The sequence below is a fragment of the Pyxidicoccus trucidator genome (assembly GCF_010894435.1).
Lineage (GTDB): Bacteria > Myxococcota > Myxococcia > Myxococcales > Myxococcaceae > Myxococcus > Myxococcus trucidator.
Map to the genome: position 1 here is coordinate 1 of NZ_JAAIXZ010000009.1, position 15,269 is coordinate 15,269.

The window sequence follows — 15,269 nt, forward strand, 5'->3', positions numbered from 1 at the left end:
CAATCTGGTCGTACGCCATGAACGTGGCGCCGCCCGTCTTCGCCAGCACCTTGGTGATGGCGGCCGTCAGCGACGTCTTGCCGTGGTCCACGTGTCCGATCGTGCCGATGTTCACGTGGGGCTTGTTGCGCTCGAACTTCTCCTTGGCCATGACCTCTCCTCACGGGGCAGCCGGTCAATGACCCGGCGCGCGTCTCAATCTCGGGAAACAACTTCGAAGGTGCTGCGTCCTGCTCCAAACGTGCCGCAACGTCAACTGAAATCGCCCGGCGAGCACTCCGCCAGACGCACCGCGGTCACCGGTTGAGCGCCGACTTCGGCGCGGGCGCGTAGTGACTGAACTGCATGGTGTACGTCGCCCTTCCCTGGCTCTTGCTGCGCAGGTCGGTCGAGTAGCCGAACATCGCGGCCAGGGGCACCTGCGCCTGGATGGCCTGCACACGGCCCGGCCTGGGCACCATCCCCAGCACCTTCCCCCGCCGGCCGTTCAGGTCGCCGATGACGTCGCCCATGAAGTCCTCGGGGGTGACGATCTCACAGCTCATGATGGGCTCGAGGAGCACGGGGGTGGCGCTGCGCACGGCGTCCCGGAAGGCCATCGAGCCGGCGATCTTGTACGCCATCTCGCTGGAGTCCACGTCGTGCATGGAGCCGTCGTAGGCCTCCACCTTGACGTCTACCATGGGGTAGCCGGCCACCGGGCCGTTCTGCATGGACTCGGCGACACCGTCCCGTACCGCGTCCACGAACTCCTTCGTCACCGCCCCGCCCGTGACTTTGTTCTCGAAGGCGAAGCCCTTGCCCGGCTCGTTGGGCATGACGCGCAGCCAGATGTGGCCGTACTGGCCGCGGCCGCCCGTCTGGCGGATGTACTTCCCTTCCGCCTGGGTGGAGGTGGTGACGGTCTCCCGGTACGCCACCTGCGGCTTGCCGATGTTCGCGTCGACCTTGAACTCACGCAGGAGCCGGTCGACGATGATTTCGAGGTGCAGTTCGCCCATGCCGGCGATGATGGTCTGCCCCGTCTCCTCGTTCGTCTTCACGCGGAACGACGGGTCCTCCATCGCCAGCCGCTGCAGCGATTGGATGATCTTGTCCTGGTCCGCCGTGGACTTGGGCTCGATGGCGATGTCGATGACCGGCTCGGGGAACTCCATCCGCTCCAGGATGACGGGCTGCTTGTCGTCGCAGAGCGTGTCGCCAGTGGCAGCGAGCTTCAGGCCCACCACCGCACAGATGTCGCCGGCGAAGCACTCGGTGAGCTCGTCCTTCTTGTCCGCGCGCATCTGCACCAGGCGGCTGACGCGCTCGCGCTTGCCCTTCACCGAGTTCCACACCGCCGTGCCCGCCTCCAGGCGGCCGGAGTAGACGCGGAGGAAGGTCAGCGTCTGCGATTGGAACGCCGGGTCGTTCATGATCTTGAACGCCAGCGCGCTGAAGGGCGCGTCGTCCTTCGTCTCGCGGATGGCGTCCTCGCCCTTGGGCGTCTTGCCATGCACGGGCGGGATGTCGAGCGGGCTGGGCAGGTAGTCCACCACCGCGTCCAGCAGCGGCTGTACGCCCTTGTGGCGGAACGCCGAGCCGCAGAACACGGGGAACAGCTTCAGCCCGACGCAGCCCTTGCGGATGGCGCCGCGAATCTCTTCCTCGGTGAGCTCCTGGCCCTCCAGGAACTTCTCCGTGAGCGCGTCGTCCTGCTCGGCCGCGGCCTCGAGCAGCTCACCCCGGGCGGCCTCGGCCGCCTCACGGTACTCCTCGGGGATGTCCACCTCGTCGTAGCGGCTGCCCTGCTCCGAGTCCTGGAACACCAGCGCCTTCATCTTCACCAGGTCGATGACGCCACGGTGCTTCTCCTCGGCACCCAGCGGCAGCTGCATGCGCACGGCGCGCGCGCCCAGCTTCTCCTTGAGCGTGCCCACGGACATCTCGAAGTCCGCGCCCACCCGGTCCATCTTGTTGATGAAGCAGATGCGGGGGACCTTGTACTTGTCCGCCTGGCGCCAGACCGTCTCGGACTGCGGCTCCACGCCATTCACGCCGTCGAACACGGCGACGGCGCCGTCGAGCACGCGCAGGGAGCGCTCCACCTCGATGGTGAAGTCCACGTGACCCGGGGTGTCGATGATGTTGACGCGGTAGCGGTTGTCGCGCCGGGTCCAGAAGGCCGTAATCGCGGCGGAGGTAATGGTGATTCCGCGCTCGCGCTCCTGCACCATCCAGTCGGTGGTGGTGTTGCCCTCGTGCACCTCGCCCATCCGGTGGATGGCGCCGGTGTAGAAGAGGATCCGCTCGGTGGTCGTCGTCTTGCCGGCATCGATATGCGCCATGATGCCGATGTTGCGGTAGCGCTCGAGGGGGTACTCACGGGCCATGACTCAATACCTCTTCAGGAAGAGGGGCGGGCCTCCGGGCCACGTCACCCACCGACCAGACGATTTCAGAGAACCTGCGCCAGCTAACAAAAAAACCGCCCGGATGCAGCATCTGCATCCGGGCGGCAACCGCGAAGCCCCGAGGGCCTACCAGCGGTAGTGAGCGAAGGCCTTGTTGGCCTCGGCCATCTTGTGCGTGTCTTCACGCTTCTTCACCGCGTTGCCGCGGTTGTTGGCGGCGTCCATGATCTCACCGGCCAGCTTCTCCTGCATGGTCTTCTCACCACGCGCCTTGGAGTAGGTGATGATCCAGCGCATGCCGAGGGCCACGCGGCGGTCCTGACGGACCTCGACGGGAACCTGGTAGGTGGCGCCACCGACGCGGCGGCTCTTCACCTCGAGCACCGGCTTCACGTTGTCGAGGGCCTTCTTGAACGTCTTGAGGGGGTCTTCCTTCGCGCGCTCCTCGATGAGGGCGAAGGCGCCGTAGCACACGCCCTCCGCGATGGACTTCTTCCCCTTCCGCATCAGGTCGTTGACGAACTTGGTGACCAGGCGGTCCTGGAACTTCGGATCCGGCAGAATCTTGCGCTTGGCGACTACGCGACGACGAGGCATCTCTTCTCTCTTCCCTTACGCCCCACTCCCACTTGGAGAGCACAATCAACGGGGCTTCATGAGCTGCTTGGAGGAACCGCACGGGACGCTCCCCAGGGTGTGGGGCGAGACGTCCGAAACACTGCGAGACGAAGGTGGTCGGCGTGACGAGCGATCAGCTCGGACGCTTGGCTCCGTACTTGGAGCGGCTCTGCTTGCGACCCGCGACGCCCACGGAGTCCAGCGTGCCACGGATGATGTGGTAGCGGACGCCCGGGAGGTCCTTCACACGGCCACCGCGGATCATGACCACCGAGTGCTCCTGGAGGTTATGGCCCACGCCGGGGATGTAGGACGTGACCTCGATCCCGTTGGTCAGACGAACACGGGCCACCTTGCGGAGGGCCGAGTTCGGCTTCTTCGGGGTCGTGGTGTAGACGCGCGTGCAGACGCCACGCTTCTGGGGGGACTCCTTCAGGGCAGGGCTCTTGCCCTTGATCACGAGCTTCTCGCGGCCCTTGCGAACCAGCTGGCTGATGGTCGGCAACTGATACCTCTTCTTCGGGGTTGACCGCCGCCGGATACACTGGGCGGCGCATATCTACCTACAGGACTACGGAAAGGGCCGCGAGTATAGGGAGGGACCCCTCCGTGTCAAGCACGGCCTGACCCTTGCCTATGAACCGGCACAGGGCCCCGGGTCCATTCCCCGACGCTCGGAGCGCCAGAGCACGGCTGGTATACGGCGGGGCGCTGCTCTACTCCGCGTGTGGCTAGAAGTCGAGGAGCATGACGATGGCGTCCTCACCCTCGTCCACGTAGTAGTTCGGCCGGATGCCCACCGGCCGGAAGCCCAGCGAGCGATAGAGCTGGAGCGCGGCCTCGTTGCCCCGGCGCACCTCCAGGGTGGCCAGGGTGCAGCGACGGGCCTTGCCCCGGGCGAGCACCTCGTCCATCACCGCCCGGGCCACGCCGCGGCGCCGGTGCACGGGCGCGGTGGCGACGTTCAGCACGTGCACCTCGTCGTGGACGATCCAGAAGATGGCCAGCCCCAGCAGCTCCGCGGGGCCCTCCGCCCTCTCCTCCTCCACCAGGAGGATGGTGGACCACTCGTGCTGGAGCTCGCGCTGGAGCAGCTCCGGCGACCAGGGGTTCTTGAAGGCCTGCTTCTCCAGCGCCATCACCGCCGGCATGTCCTCCACCATCATCTGCCGGATGATGAAGTCGTGCTTCCCGCGAGGCGCGGAATCGTCGCGCATCCGCCTCATCGCCTCGCCTCCCGCGCGAAAGGGGCCACCCGGCGCACCTGCGCCGAGGACCGCACCTGGAGCAGTTCCTCCGCCGCCAGCGCGCCGTAGCGCTCGCGAACCAGCTTCTCCCGGATGGCGGCCCGCTCCGCCTCGTAGCCCGCGGGGTGCTCCGCCTCGTGCTGCTCGAAGTAGCGCCGGACCTCCGTCTCACCCACCTGGGCCCGCAGCCGGATGCGACTGTCCAGGATGCGCTCCGCCCGCAGCCCCCGGGCCAGCACCGTCTCCAGCCCGGCCAGGTCCACGTCGTGCCGGGCCAGGAAGCGACGAAGGGCCGCCTCGCCGCCGACCCGGAGCTGGAACACGGCCAGTCGCGCCTGCACCTCGGCGGGCTCGGCGGGGAACGCCTGGAGGCGGTCCGCGTTCAGCACCTGGACGCGCTGGTTGATGATGAGCTCAAGGGCCCCCCGGAGGGTGTCCTCGTCGAGCGGGGCCTCCAGGGCCTGCATGCCCCCTCGCTGCACGAGCGCGACCCGGGCCTCGAAGCGCAGCTCGCTCAGGGTCAGCACCTGGCCCTCGATGACGGCCACGACCCGGTCGACCACCCGGCCCGTCGCCTCCTGGGAGGGCGTGGCCCGAGAGTCTGCCTGCGCGTCTGGCGGAGGCGCGGCCCGGGCCCCAGCGACGGGCACGAACAGGAGCCAGGCCGCCAGCCACAGGGTACCCGCTCCAGTCTGGCGCGGCGCTTCCATGGCCTCCCTCATCTTCCGGCGACTTTATACATCTCCCGCCAACCGGGCACTCCGTGCTGGCGCGCTCCCACCGGCTGGTTACGTTCAGTCAGGTACACCACGGCGGGAACAAATGGCGGAAGACTATTACCAGATTCTCGGAGTCGCCCGGGGCGCTTCGCCGGAGGACGTCAAGAAGGCGTACCGCAAGCTCGCGCGCAAGTACCACCCGGACGTCAACCCGGGAAACAAGGCCGCCGAGGAGAAGTTCAAGCAGGTCAGCTCCGCCTTCGAGGTGCTGTCAGACGCGAAGAAGCGCAAGCTCTACGACGAGTTCGGCCCCGACGCGGAGAAGATTGGCTTCGACGAGAAGAAGGCGGAGGCCTACCGCGCCTACAAGTCCGCGGCCTCGAGCGGCGGCACGGGCGGGGTGCCCTTCGGCGCCGAGGGCTTCGACCTGGGCGACCTCTTCGGTGACCTCTTCGGTGGACGGGGGGGCGGCGGGGGGTCGGGCGGCTTCGACGCCGCCGACATGTTCGGCCGGCGCCGGGGCTCGGGCCCGGAGCGCGGCGAGGACCTGACGGCCCGCGTCCAGCTCACCCTGAAAGAGGCCGTCACCGGCGCCGAGCGCACGCTCTCCATCGCCCGGCCCGGGCGCTGCTCGGCCTGTAGCGGCCGGGGCGATTCCGGAAAGATGGGCACCTGCCCCACCTGCAACGGCACCGGCCGGCCCCGGCGGGCGAGCCTGTTCGGCGGCAGCGGGGTCTGCCCCAACTGCCAGGGCACCGGGCGGGCCCTGGAGCCCTGTCCCCAGTGTGGCGGCGCGGGCATCAAGGAAGAGACCACCCGGCTGACGGTGAAGATCCCCGCGGGCGTGCAGACGGGCTCCAAGGTCCGGCTCAGCGGCCAGGGCGCCGCCGGCCCCCGGGGCGGCCCGCCGGGCGACCTCTATATCGAGACGGAGGTAGCAGAGCATCCGCTGGTACGCCGCGAGGGGGACGACCTGCACATCGACCTCCCGGTGACGGTGGCCGAGGCCATCCTCGGCGCGGAGGTCCGCGTGCCTACCTTCCAGGGTGAAGTCACTGTGAAGGTGCTCCCGGGCTCCCAGTCCGGCAGGCGCATGCGCCTGAAGGGTCGGGGCGTGCCTTCGCTCAAAGGGGGCTCGCCCGGGGACCTCTACCTGCACCTCCAGGTGAAGGTGCCGGAGGAGGCCTCCGAGGAGGCTCGTGCCGCCGCCGAGACACTTTCCCGCGCCTATCGCGACGATGTCCGCCGCGAGCTGACGCTCTGATCCTCTTGTCACTTGTCCCCGGCGCCGCCTCGGCATAGACGGCGCCTGCCACCTTCAACGATTCCGCAGGAAACGGAGCCGACGCACACATGGGCCTCTTCGACATCTTCACGGGCGGCTCGGGGCCCGACAAAGCCCTGAAGCTCAAGTCCAAGGTGACCCAGAAGTATGGGGACCCGTCGACACGGCAGAAGGCCATCGAGCAGCTGGGAGAGATGAAAATCCCGGAGGCCGTGGGCGTGCTGCTCGCCCGCTTCACCATCACCGTGGACCCGCTCACCACGGACGCGGACGAGAAGGAGCGCACGTTCGACCTCATCCGGAGCTTCGGCAAGGACGCGGTGCCCCCCATCACCGAGTTCCTCCAGAGGAACGAGGCGGCCACCTCGTGGGCGCTGCGCCTGATGGGTGAGCTGCTCTCGGAGGACGAGGTGCTCGGGGCCTGCGTGGGCGCGCTCCAGCACCTGTCCGCCCACTACACGAAGAACCCGGAGAAGAAGGTCGTCCTCCTCCACCACATCACCGGCAAGCAGGACCCGCGCATTCCCCCGGCGGTGCTGCCCTTCCTGGAGGACATGTCGGACGACGTGAAGATCGCCGCGCTCAAGGCGCTGGGGTCCTTCAAGTACGAGCCGGCGCGCGAGCCCATGTTGAAGCTGCTCACCGCCGACGAGACGGCCCGCCGCGTCCAGACCTCCGCCCTGGCCGCGCTGGTCGAGGGTGGATTCAACGTGGATGGCTACCGGGAGAAGGTGGAGCCGCTCCTCGTGGAGCCGTACGCCCTGGGTCAGGACGGCCGCATCCAGCGCCGGGCCTGAGGCCCGGGCTGTCGGACAGGAGACACGGCCACTGTCCTTTGGAAGGCCCTGACGCACAGGGCCGTTCCCTCGCGCGCGGCTCATGAAGCAGGATCCGACCGTGCGCTCGAAGAAGAAGGGGCCGCTGGCCGAGGTCGTGCCGCTGCGCCCCGTTATCAAGACCGTGAAGAAGCCCGCTCGACGGGCCGCGAAGCCGGCCCTGCCGGTGGACCCGGAAACCGCCAACCGCGCCCTGCTGGAGATGGCGCGTCACCTGACGGACAACGCGGGGCCCACCGAGGCGCTTCGCTCCCACCTGCAGACCATCCACACGCTGCTGAAGCCGAAGGTCTGCTACGTGGCCCGCCACTTCCCCTCGCGGGAACAGCTCCACGTCGAGCACGTGCGGGGCCGCTACGACGACCGCGTCACCGCCGCCGTCCCGGGCGAGGGCGTGGTGGGTCGCGCCTTCGCCACGAAGACGCTGCTGCGCGAGGCGGACACCGTCGCCGTGCCACTGGAGAGCCCCCACGGCGTCACCGGCGTGCTGGTGGTGCTCGGCGCGCGGCGGGAGCCCTCGGACACCCTGCTGGAGTCGCTCGCCGCCCAGCTCACCGCCGCCTACGAGGTGGCGCGCCTGCGCGACGACAGCGCCCGGCGCAACAAGGACCTCCAGACGGCCATCGCCGGCCTCAAGAGCCTGGAGCAGAACCGCGAGGAGCTGCTCGGCAACGTCTCCCACGACTTGAAGAACCCGCTCACCACCATCAAGTCCTACCTGGCGATGATGGGGCGCGAGAAGCTGGGGCCCCTGACGGACTCCCAGCGCCGCGCGGTGCAGATCTGCGACCGGAACTCGGACCGCATGCTGCGCATGGTCAATGACTTGCTGCTCATGTCCCGGCTCCAGTCCGGGAAGATGCAGCTCAACCAGCGCCCCTTCGGCCTCAAGGCCGTGGCGGAAGAGGTGGTGCGCGCGCTGGGCCCCCTCTCGGAGCACTGCAAGGTGCGGGTGGTGATTCCCCCCTGCTCCGAGGTCTTCGTCCGGGGAGACCGCGAGCGCATCTCCGAGGCCATCCACAACCTCATCGAGAACGGCATCCACCACAGCGAGGCGGAGGAGTCCGTGGAGGTGCGCGTGTCCGCCGAGGACGGGCTCGCCACGCTCACCGTCAAGGACAGCGGCGCGGGCATGTCCGCCGAGGCGCTGGAGCACGTCTTCGACGCCTTCTACCGCGCGCAGCCGGGCATGCCCCGTCCGCCGGGCGCCGGCCTGGGGCTGCCGCTGGTGGGCAAGATTGTCGCCCTGCATGGCGGGCGCATGGATGCCTCCAGCGTGCTCGGCGAGGGAAGCATCTTCCAGATGGTGCTGCCGATGTTCGCCGGGGCCGTCAGCCTGCCGGAGATGGCGCAGGCCGCGCCCAAGTCCGGCGGCATCCTCCTGGTCGAGGACGACGCGGACTGCCGCGAGGTCCTCCAGCAGGTGCTGGAGCAGGAGGGCTACCGGGTGATGGCCACCTCGGGGGCCTCGGAGGCGCGCTCCATCCTGTCCCACATCCGCCCGGCCATGGTGCTGCTGGACCTGCGGCTGAGCGAGGAGGACGGACAGTCGGTGCTGCGCTTCATCCGCGGTACCGAGTCGCTGGCCGACATCGTCGTGTACATCATCTCGGGAGCCAGCGAGGTGGCGTCCCTCACCTCGGGCCAGGGGCTGGAGCGCATCGACGGCTTCTTCGAGAAGCCGCTGCAGTTGCCCAAGCTGCTGGACACGGTTTCGGCGGTGGTGCGGCCCAGCCGCCGGGCACCGGCCATACCCTGAGTGACGGAATAGACCTGGGCGCGAACAAGAGGTGGCCGGAAGGTGCCTCGGTTTGTCTAGTATCCGCGCGTTCCCATGAGCTCCTCCGTCTACTCCCGATACCGCGCCGCATTCGCCCAGGGGCTCGCCACGGCCCTGGGTGTGCCCGCCTCCGAAATCGAAGCGCAGATCAAGCCCGCCGAGCCCGCGCACGGTGACTTGAGCTTCGCCACCTTCCCCCTGGCCAAGGCCCAGAAGAAGGCGCCGCCCGCCATCGCCGCCGGGCTCGCCCAGTCGGTCAGCGTGCCGGGGCTCGAAATCAAGGCGGTGGGCCCGTACGTCAATGCCCGCTTCGCTCCCCTGCCCTTCACGGCCGAGGTCATCGACGCCGCGCGCTCGGCGGGGCTGGCCTACGGCGGAGACCTGGACGCGGGCCGTGGGAAGACGGTGGCCATCGACTACTCGTCGCCCAACATCGCCAAGCCCATCGGCTTCCACCACATCCGCACCACGTTCCTCGGCCACTGCATCGCCAACATCTACCGCGCGCTGGGCTGGAAGGTGGAAGGCATCAACTACCTGGGCGACTGGGGCAAGCAGTTCGGCCTCGTCGCGGTGGGCTTCCAGGAGTACGGCGACCCGGCGCGCATCGACGACATGGCGCACCTGGTGGACGTCTACGTCCGGGCCAACAAGCGCGCGGAGGAGGAGCCCGAGTTCGACGAGAAGGCGCGCGACTTCTTCCGCCGCATGGAGGCCGGTGACGCCGAGGCGCTCAAGCTCTGGAACCAGTTCCGCGAGACGAGCATCCGCGGCTTCAAGAAGATCTACGAGCGGATGGGCATCGAGTTCGAGCACATCGAGGGCGAGAGCCGCTACCAGGGGAAGATGGACGCGGTCATCGACCAGATTGCGAAGAAGCCCGGCGTGAAGGAGTCCGAGGGCGCGCTGGTGGTGGACCTGCCCTACGCGGACAACGAGCCCCCCATCCTCCTGAAGAAGAAGGACGGCAGCACGCTGTACGCCACGCGCGACCTCGCCGCCGCGGAGGACCGGTACGAGCGCTTCCACTTCGACAAGTCGCTGTACGTGGTGGCGCAGGACCAGGCGCTGCACTTCCGTCAGGTGTTCCGCACGCTGAAGGAGATGGGCCACCCCTGGGCCGACCGCACCGTGCACGTGGCCTTCGGCCGCATCCACGGCATGAGCACGCGCAAGGGCCAGGTGGTCCAGCTCAATGACGTGCTGGACGAGGCGAAGGAGCGGGCCTCGGCCAAGGTTCGGGAGAACATCGAAGCCGGCCGCATCCACACAGGCGATGCGGAGCAGCTCTCCGAGCAGATTGGCCTGGGCGCCATCGCCTTCGGAGACCTCAAGCACAAGCGCGCCAGCGACTACACGTTCGACTGGGACGAGGTGCTCAGCTTCGAGGGCCACACAGGCCCCTATCTCCAGTACGCCCATGCGCGCACCGTCAGCGTGCTGCGCAAGGGAGGCAGCGCGCCCGGCAGCTACGACGCGGCCCTGCTGACGCTTCCCGAGGAGCAGGCGCTGCTGCGGGAAATCATGCGCCTGCCCGAAGTGGTCCGCGACGCGGCCGAGCAGTACGAGCCGAGTCTCGTGGCGCGGCTGCTCCTCGACGTGGCCGCCGCCTTCAGCCGCTACTTCACGGCGGGCAATCAGGAACGCGAGAAGCGCATTCTCGTCGAGGACAATGACGCGCTGCGTGCGGCGAGACTCGCCCTGACGGACGCCACCCGGGTTACGCTGGCCGCTGGCCTGACGCTGCTGGGCATTCCGACGCCGGACAACATGTAGCCGGGGGGGCTACCTTGGACACCGTGCTGACTCAGACTGGGAATCAGGGAGAAGCCTCGCTGAAGGAAGAGTTCGGCCCCATGGGCCGGGCGCTGGGAGCCCGTTACCTGGACGGGGTCCACTTCTCCGCGGAGACCGAGGACGAGCTTCGGTCCCTCCACGCGAAGGGCTTCGTGGTGCACGTCATGCGCACCACGGCGTGGGTGAACTTCCTCTATCTGACGTGGGCCATGGTGCGCCGGGCGCTGCCGCCCGTGCGCGCCGTGTCCAACCTGAGGCCGTGGTTCACCCGGCCCTGGCGGCAGACGAAGCACCGCGGCGACTACGCGCAGCGCTACGAGTACGCACGACAGAATGGCGGCAGCGGGCTCGTCTTCCTGCGCCGCACGGCGCTGCTGGCCCCGTCCGGGAAGGAGACGCGCGAGGACCCCTTCCCCGCCCTGGTCGCCATGGCGCGCCAGTCCGACCGGCCCGTGTACCTGGTACCGGAGCTGTTCATCTGGGAGAAGCGCACCGCCCGGCTCAAGCCCAACTGGGTGGACATCGTGTTCGGAAGCCCGGAGGCGCCGGGCTTCCTGCACTCGATGCTGGCCTTCTTCCGCAACTACAAGCGCGCGCAGTTCCGCGTAGGCGAGCCCATCGACCTGCGGCGCTTCGTGGAGCAGAACCCGCAGGACTCGGATGACGTGCTGGCGCGCAAGGTGCGCAGCACGCTCCATGTCCACCTGGCCCGCGAGACGCGCGCCGTCTTCGGTCCGCCCGTGAAGCCCTCGTCGCGAGTCATCGACGAGACGCTGCGGGACAGGCAGCTGCGCAAGATCCTGGACGAGCACGCCGCCGCTACCAACCGCAAGCAGGAGAGCGTGCTGCGCGAGGCCCGGCGAAACCTCGTGGCCATCGCCGCGCGGCCCAGCCCCACCACGCTGGCCTTCATCTCGCCCGTGCTCGAGTGGGTGTTCAACCGCATCTACGACGGCATCGAGGTGGATGAGGCGGGCCTGCACCGCGCGCTCAAGGCCGCCGGCAAGGCGCCCCTCGTCCTGTGCCCCAGCCACAAGAGCCACGTCGACTACCTGGTGATGAGCTGGATTCTGTGGAACCGCGGCTACACGGTGCCGCTGGTGGCCGCGGGTGCCAACCTCTCCTTCTGGCCGCTGGGCAGCATCTTCCGCCGCTGCGGCGCGTTCTTCCTGCGACGCTCGTTCAAGGACGACAAGGTCTACTCCGCGTCCTTCAAGGCCTACGTCCGCAAGCTGGTGCACGACGGCACGCACCAGGAGTTCTTCCCCGAGGGTGGCCGCTCGCGCACGGGCAAGCTGCTGACGCCCAAGCTGGGCATGTTCACCTGGCAGGTGGAGTCCGTGCTGGAGGGCGCGCGCAACGACCTCATGTTCGTGCCGGTGGCCATCGACTACGAGAAGGTCGTGGAGTCCGGCAGCTACTCGAAGGAGCTGGCCGGCGGGGAGAAGAAGCCCGAGGACCTGAAGGCGCTCCTGAGCACGCCCAAGGTGCTGGCGGCCCGCTACGGGCGCATCCACCTGGGGTTCGATGAGCCCATCTCGCTCCGGGAGTTCATGCAGGCTCGCGGCCTCAACCCCGACGAGCCGGTGACGGACGAGCAGAAGAAGGGTCTGGTGCGCGCGCTCGGCAACCGGGTGATGTACGGCATCAGCAAGGTGTCCACCGTGACGCCGCACGCGCTGGTGAGCACGTCCCTGCTGGCGCACCGGAGGCGAGGCCTCACGCAGCGGGAGATGGCGGACCGCATCAGCATCCTGCGCCGCATCGCCCTGGAGGATGGCGCGCCGCTGCCCGTCGAGCTGCGCAACGCCCCGAGCAACCCGGAGACGATGGGGCCCATCCAGGACGCCATGCGCACCTTCATCTCCGACGAGATGGTGCGTACGCAGGAAGCGCGCGGCGAGGTCATCTACCAGGTGGAGGACTCACGCCGCCCGGAGATGTCCTTCTACAAGAACACGCTGATGAACCTGGTGGCCGCGCGCAGCCTCGTGGCCAACGCGGTGCTCGCTGGCGGCTCACCGGCGCAGTACGACGCCGTGAAGGCCCGGGCGCTTTTCCTGTCGCGCCTCTTCAAGGTGGAGTTCATCTACCGGGTGGGCATCACCTTCGACACCATCTTCGCGGAGACGGTGGAGCGGCTCGTCCGCATGGGCCTGGTGATGCACGAGGGCGACACCCTCAAGGTGGCCCCCGAGCCCCATGCACGCCCGGAGCTCGAGTTCCTGGCGGACATGCTGCGCGACTACCTGGAGGCCTACCTGCTGGCCGCCCTGACGCTGGAGGACGTGGCCTCCGGCGCGACGCAGGACAAGAAGGCCTTCATCAAGCTCGCCCTGGAGACGGGCCGCGCGGAGTACCACGCGGGCCGCATCACCGCCGCCGAGTCGCTCGCCAAGGTGACGCTGGAGAACGCGGTGGCGTACCTCCAGGACCAGAAGCTCCTCGTCGAGAAGGACAAGAAGCTGGAGCTGGGCCCGGCCGCGCAGGACGCCGCCGCCCGGAAGCAGCTCGCCGACGGCATCCGCGAGTACCTGAAGCGGGCCTGATGCGGCCTCTCGGAAAGCACGGTGCGGTAGGGCGCGTTACCGTGTGAGGATGACCGGCATGCCTCGACGCATGCCGCTGCTGTCGCTCGTTCCGATGGTGCTCTGCTCCGCCGCCCTGCCCTCCTGCCGGAGTGCGCCGGCCTCGGCTCCCGAGGTCCGTGCTCCCCGCGCCTGTGGCACGTCCATCGAGGACGTGGCGTGGATGGAGGGACGCTGGCAGGGCCCGTCAGGCCCCGGGACGGTGGATGAGCATTGGACCCATGCGGCGGGGGATTCCATGCTCGGCATGAGCCGCTTCATCTCGAAGGGCCGGACGGCGTTCTTCGAATACCTCCGCATGGAGGCGCGGCCCGACGGGCTCTATTACATCGCCCATCCGAAGGCCCGCCCCGGCGTCGAGTTCAAGCTCGTGCGCTGCTCGGAGCGGGAAGTGCTCTTCGAGAACCCCGAGAATGACCACCCGAAGCGCATCCTCTACCGGCGGGAGTCGGCGGACAGGCTCACAGCCCGCATCGAGGGCGACGAGGGCGGCAAGCCCGTGTCGGAGGACTTCTTCTACACGCGGATGTAGCGGGGACTGACGCGGCTGGGGTGAAAGCGGGCGCGGGCTTGCAGGTGGAAGACGTCGCGCAGCGCATCGGCATTGGAGGACGGATGCGCCGACGCGACAGCAGCACCGGGTCCTCCGGCGTGGTGCCACGCCACGCGCGAATCTGGTACGCCTGCGCCTCGGTGCGCGCCTCCACCTGGATAGGCCCCCCCAATGCGGGCAGTTCTGCTTTTCGCGTCAAGGAGATGAACCGGTGGAAGACTCCGCTCCCAGCGACTCACAGCCGCCGCAGCCGCCCGAGCCGCCCGCGCACGGGAAGGCGCCGACGAGCCCGCGCACGCTGGCGGTGGCCGGCGCGGCGCTCGCGCTGGCGCTCTTCGTCACCGTGGGCGCCTTCGTGCAGTTCATCAACCCGTCCTTCGGCATCTGGTTCACGGAGCTGTTCGTCTTCCTGGGCCTGGGCTGGGTGATGCTGCGCTTCAGTGGGTGGCGCCCCACCGTCTACACGGGGCTGACGCCCGCGCCGCGCGCAGCCACCCTCTTCGGCTTCCTGCTGGGCGTGGCCAACTTCTTCGCGCTGGTGGTGCCCATCCAGTACGCGGCGCAGTCCCTGGCCCCCGAGTGGCTGACGAAGCTGTTCGATGGCACGCGCCTCTTCGAGGGACAGACGTCCGTGGAGCTCGCCCTCATCCTCACGGGCGTGTCGGTGGCCGCTCCGGTGTGCGAGGAGTTCTTCTTCCGCGGCATCTTCCAGAAGGGGATTACGCCCAGCGCCCCGGCCTCGCCGGTGCGCGCGCTGGTGGTGTCCGCGGTGGTGTTCAGCGCGTTCCACCTGGACCCGGTGGGCTTCGCCGCGCGCACGGAGTTGGGGCTGCTCTTCGGGTATCTCTACCTGCGCACCGGCTCGCTCTGGCCGAGCATCGGCGCGCACGCGGCCAACAACCTCGTGTCCTCCGTGCTCTTCCTCGCGGCGAAGGCGCTGGGACAGGACGCCAGCGACTCGGAGACGGACCCGCGCGCCGTGCTGGCGCTGGCGGGCGTGGGCTTCGCCGGACTGTTCGGGCTGCTCTCCGCCGCGCGCCACTACCCCACGCTATGGGGCGGGCAGGCCCGGGCCACGGAGGAGGAGGCACGAGAGCCCCTCCCACGGCCGTCCCTGGCCCGGCTGCTGCTGCCGTGGGTGGTGGGCGCCACGCTGGCGCTGGGGGCCCTGGGCGCGGTGGATGCGCGCGGCATCTCCCTCAACTTCCACGACGCGCAGTACCCGTTGCCGGACCTGGAGAAGGACGCGCCCCCCGGGCTCCTCGCGGAGCGCGAGGCCCTGCGGGTGCTCCGTGCCTCCGCGCGCCGGGGCGAGACGCCGATGGAGGCCTACTACGAGGAGCGCGACCGGCAGCGGCGTGCGCACCGCCAGGCCCTGGGCGAACCGAAGCAGCCCTGAGCCGGCGAGGCGTCCAGCCTGCCTACCGCCTCGGACGAAGCGGTAGGAGCTGAC

At 68.9% G+C, this 15,269-nt stretch carries 13 protein-coding genes; 7 read left to right on the top strand and 6 right to left on the bottom strand.

Annotated features, from left to right (window positions below; genetic code table 11):
• From G4D85_RS24435 to G4D85_RS24460, 6 genes are all read right to left on the bottom strand, one after another.
• Window positions 1-151, bottom strand: a 151-nt coding sequence (locus tag G4D85_RS24435) for a GTP-binding protein (protein WP_240359505.1), incomplete at its 3' end; no start/stop codon positions are given.
• 145 nt (window positions 152-296) lie between these two features.
• Window positions 297-2,372, bottom strand: coding sequence for an elongation factor G (gene fusA, locus G4D85_RS24440; RefSeq protein ID WP_164016131.1), 2,076 nt, complete (start codon window positions 2,370-2,372; stop codon window positions 297-299).
• A 147-nt stretch (window positions 2,373-2,519) separates the two neighbouring features.
• The gene (rpsG, locus tag G4D85_RS24445; RefSeq protein ID WP_011553340.1) at window positions 2,520-2,990 is read right to left on the bottom strand and encodes a 30S ribosomal protein S7; all 471 of its coding nucleotides are present in this window, start codon (window positions 2,988-2,990) and stop codon (window positions 2,520-2,522) included.
• Between the two features lie 154 nt (window positions 2,991-3,144).
• A complete protein-coding gene (gene rpsL, locus G4D85_RS24450; protein WP_164016133.1) occupies window positions 3,145-3,516 on the bottom strand; it encodes a 30S ribosomal protein S12 in 372 nt (123 codons plus the stop codon).
• 226 nt (window positions 3,517-3,742) lie between these two features.
• A complete protein-coding gene (gene rimI / locus G4D85_RS24455; protein WP_164016135.1) occupies window positions 3,743-4,237 on the bottom strand; it encodes a ribosomal protein S18-alanine N-acetyltransferase in 495 nt (164 codons plus the stop codon).
• Window positions 4,234-4,968 (bottom strand): hypothetical protein, encoded by a 735-nt coding sequence (locus G4D85_RS24460; protein WP_205525683.1) that lies wholly within the window; start codon window positions 4,966-4,968, stop codon window positions 4,234-4,236. The genes rimI and G4D85_RS24460 overlap by 4 nt, the downstream gene beginning before the upstream one ends.
• Before the next feature lie 112 nt (window positions 4,969-5,080).
• Here G4D85_RS24460 and dnaJ point away from each other — a divergent pair, with 112 nt between their 5' ends.
• The 7 genes from dnaJ to G4D85_RS24495 all read left to right on the top strand — a co-directional run bounded on the left by dnaJ (window position 5,081) and on the right by G4D85_RS24495 (window position 15,215).
• Window positions 5,081-6,241 (top strand): molecular chaperone DnaJ, encoded by a 1,161-nt coding sequence (dnaJ, locus tag G4D85_RS24465; RefSeq protein ID WP_164016139.1) that lies wholly within the window; start codon window positions 5,081-5,083, stop codon window positions 6,239-6,241.
• Window positions 6,242-6,330: 89 nt separating this feature from the next.
• Complete coding sequence (locus tag G4D85_RS24470) at window positions 6,331-7,059, top strand: HEAT repeat domain-containing protein (protein ID WP_164016142.1); 729 nt, start codon at window positions 6,331-6,333, stop codon at window positions 7,057-7,059.
• Window positions 7,060-7,159: 100 nt separating this feature from the next.
• Window positions 7,160-8,857, top strand: a complete 1,698-nt coding sequence (locus G4D85_RS24475; protein WP_164016743.1) for a hybrid sensor histidine kinase/response regulator — start codon at window positions 7,160-7,162, stop codon at window positions 8,855-8,857.
• 75 nt (window positions 8,858-8,932) lie between these two features.
• Window positions 8,933-10,654 (top strand): arginine--tRNA ligase, encoded by a 1,722-nt coding sequence (gene argS / locus G4D85_RS24480; RefSeq protein ID WP_164016144.1) that lies wholly within the window; start codon window positions 8,933-8,935, stop codon window positions 10,652-10,654.
• 80 nt (window positions 10,655-10,734) lie between these two features.
• Window positions 10,735-13,224, top strand: coding sequence for a 1-acyl-sn-glycerol-3-phosphate acyltransferase (locus G4D85_RS24485; RefSeq protein WP_420821725.1), 2,490 nt, complete (start codon window positions 10,735-10,737; stop codon window positions 13,222-13,224).
• Between the two features lie 58 nt (window positions 13,225-13,282).
• Entirely contained in the window at window positions 13,283-13,795 is a 513-nt protein-coding gene (locus tag G4D85_RS24490) for a DUF6265 family protein (RefSeq protein WP_164016148.1), read from the top strand.
• Window positions 13,796-14,027: 232 nt separating this feature from the next.
• Window positions 14,028-15,215, top strand: a complete 1,188-nt coding sequence (locus G4D85_RS24495; protein WP_205525684.1) for a type II CAAX endopeptidase family protein — start codon at window positions 14,028-14,030, stop codon at window positions 15,213-15,215.
• Window positions 15,216-15,269 lie beyond the last annotated feature (54 nt).

Bases quoted from the DNA above. Each gene is read 5' to 3' on its own strand.
- fusA (WP_164016131.1), bottom strand. From the start codon at position 2,372: ATGGCCCGTGAGTACCCCCTCGAGCGCTACCGCAACATCGGCATCATG.
- G4D85_RS24460 (WP_205525683.1), bottom strand. From the start codon at position 4,968: ATGGAAGCGCCGCGCCAGACTGGAGCGGGTACCCTGTGGCTGGCGGCC.
- dnaJ (WP_164016139.1), top strand. From the start codon at position 5,081: ATGGCGGAAGACTATTACCAGATTCTCGGAGTCGCCCGGGGCGCTTCG.
- G4D85_RS24470 (WP_164016142.1), top strand. From the start codon at position 6,331: ATGGGCCTCTTCGACATCTTCACGGGCGGCTCGGGGCCCGACAAAGCC.
- rimI (WP_164016135.1), bottom strand. From the start codon at position 4,237: ATGAGGCGGATGCGCGACGATTCCGCGCCTCGCGGGAAGCACGACTTC.
- rpsG (WP_011553340.1), bottom strand. From the start codon at position 2,990: ATGCCTCGTCGTCGCGTAGTCGCCAAGCGCAAGATTCTGCCGGATCCG.
- G4D85_RS24485 (WP_420821725.1), top strand. From the start codon at position 10,735: ATGGGCCGGGCGCTGGGAGCCCGTTACCTGGACGGGGTCCACTTCTCC.
- G4D85_RS24490 (WP_164016148.1), top strand. From the start codon at position 13,283: ATGCCTCGACGCATGCCGCTGCTGTCGCTCGTTCCGATGGTGCTCTGC.
- argS (WP_164016144.1), top strand. From the start codon at position 8,933: ATGAGCTCCTCCGTCTACTCCCGATACCGCGCCGCATTCGCCCAGGGG.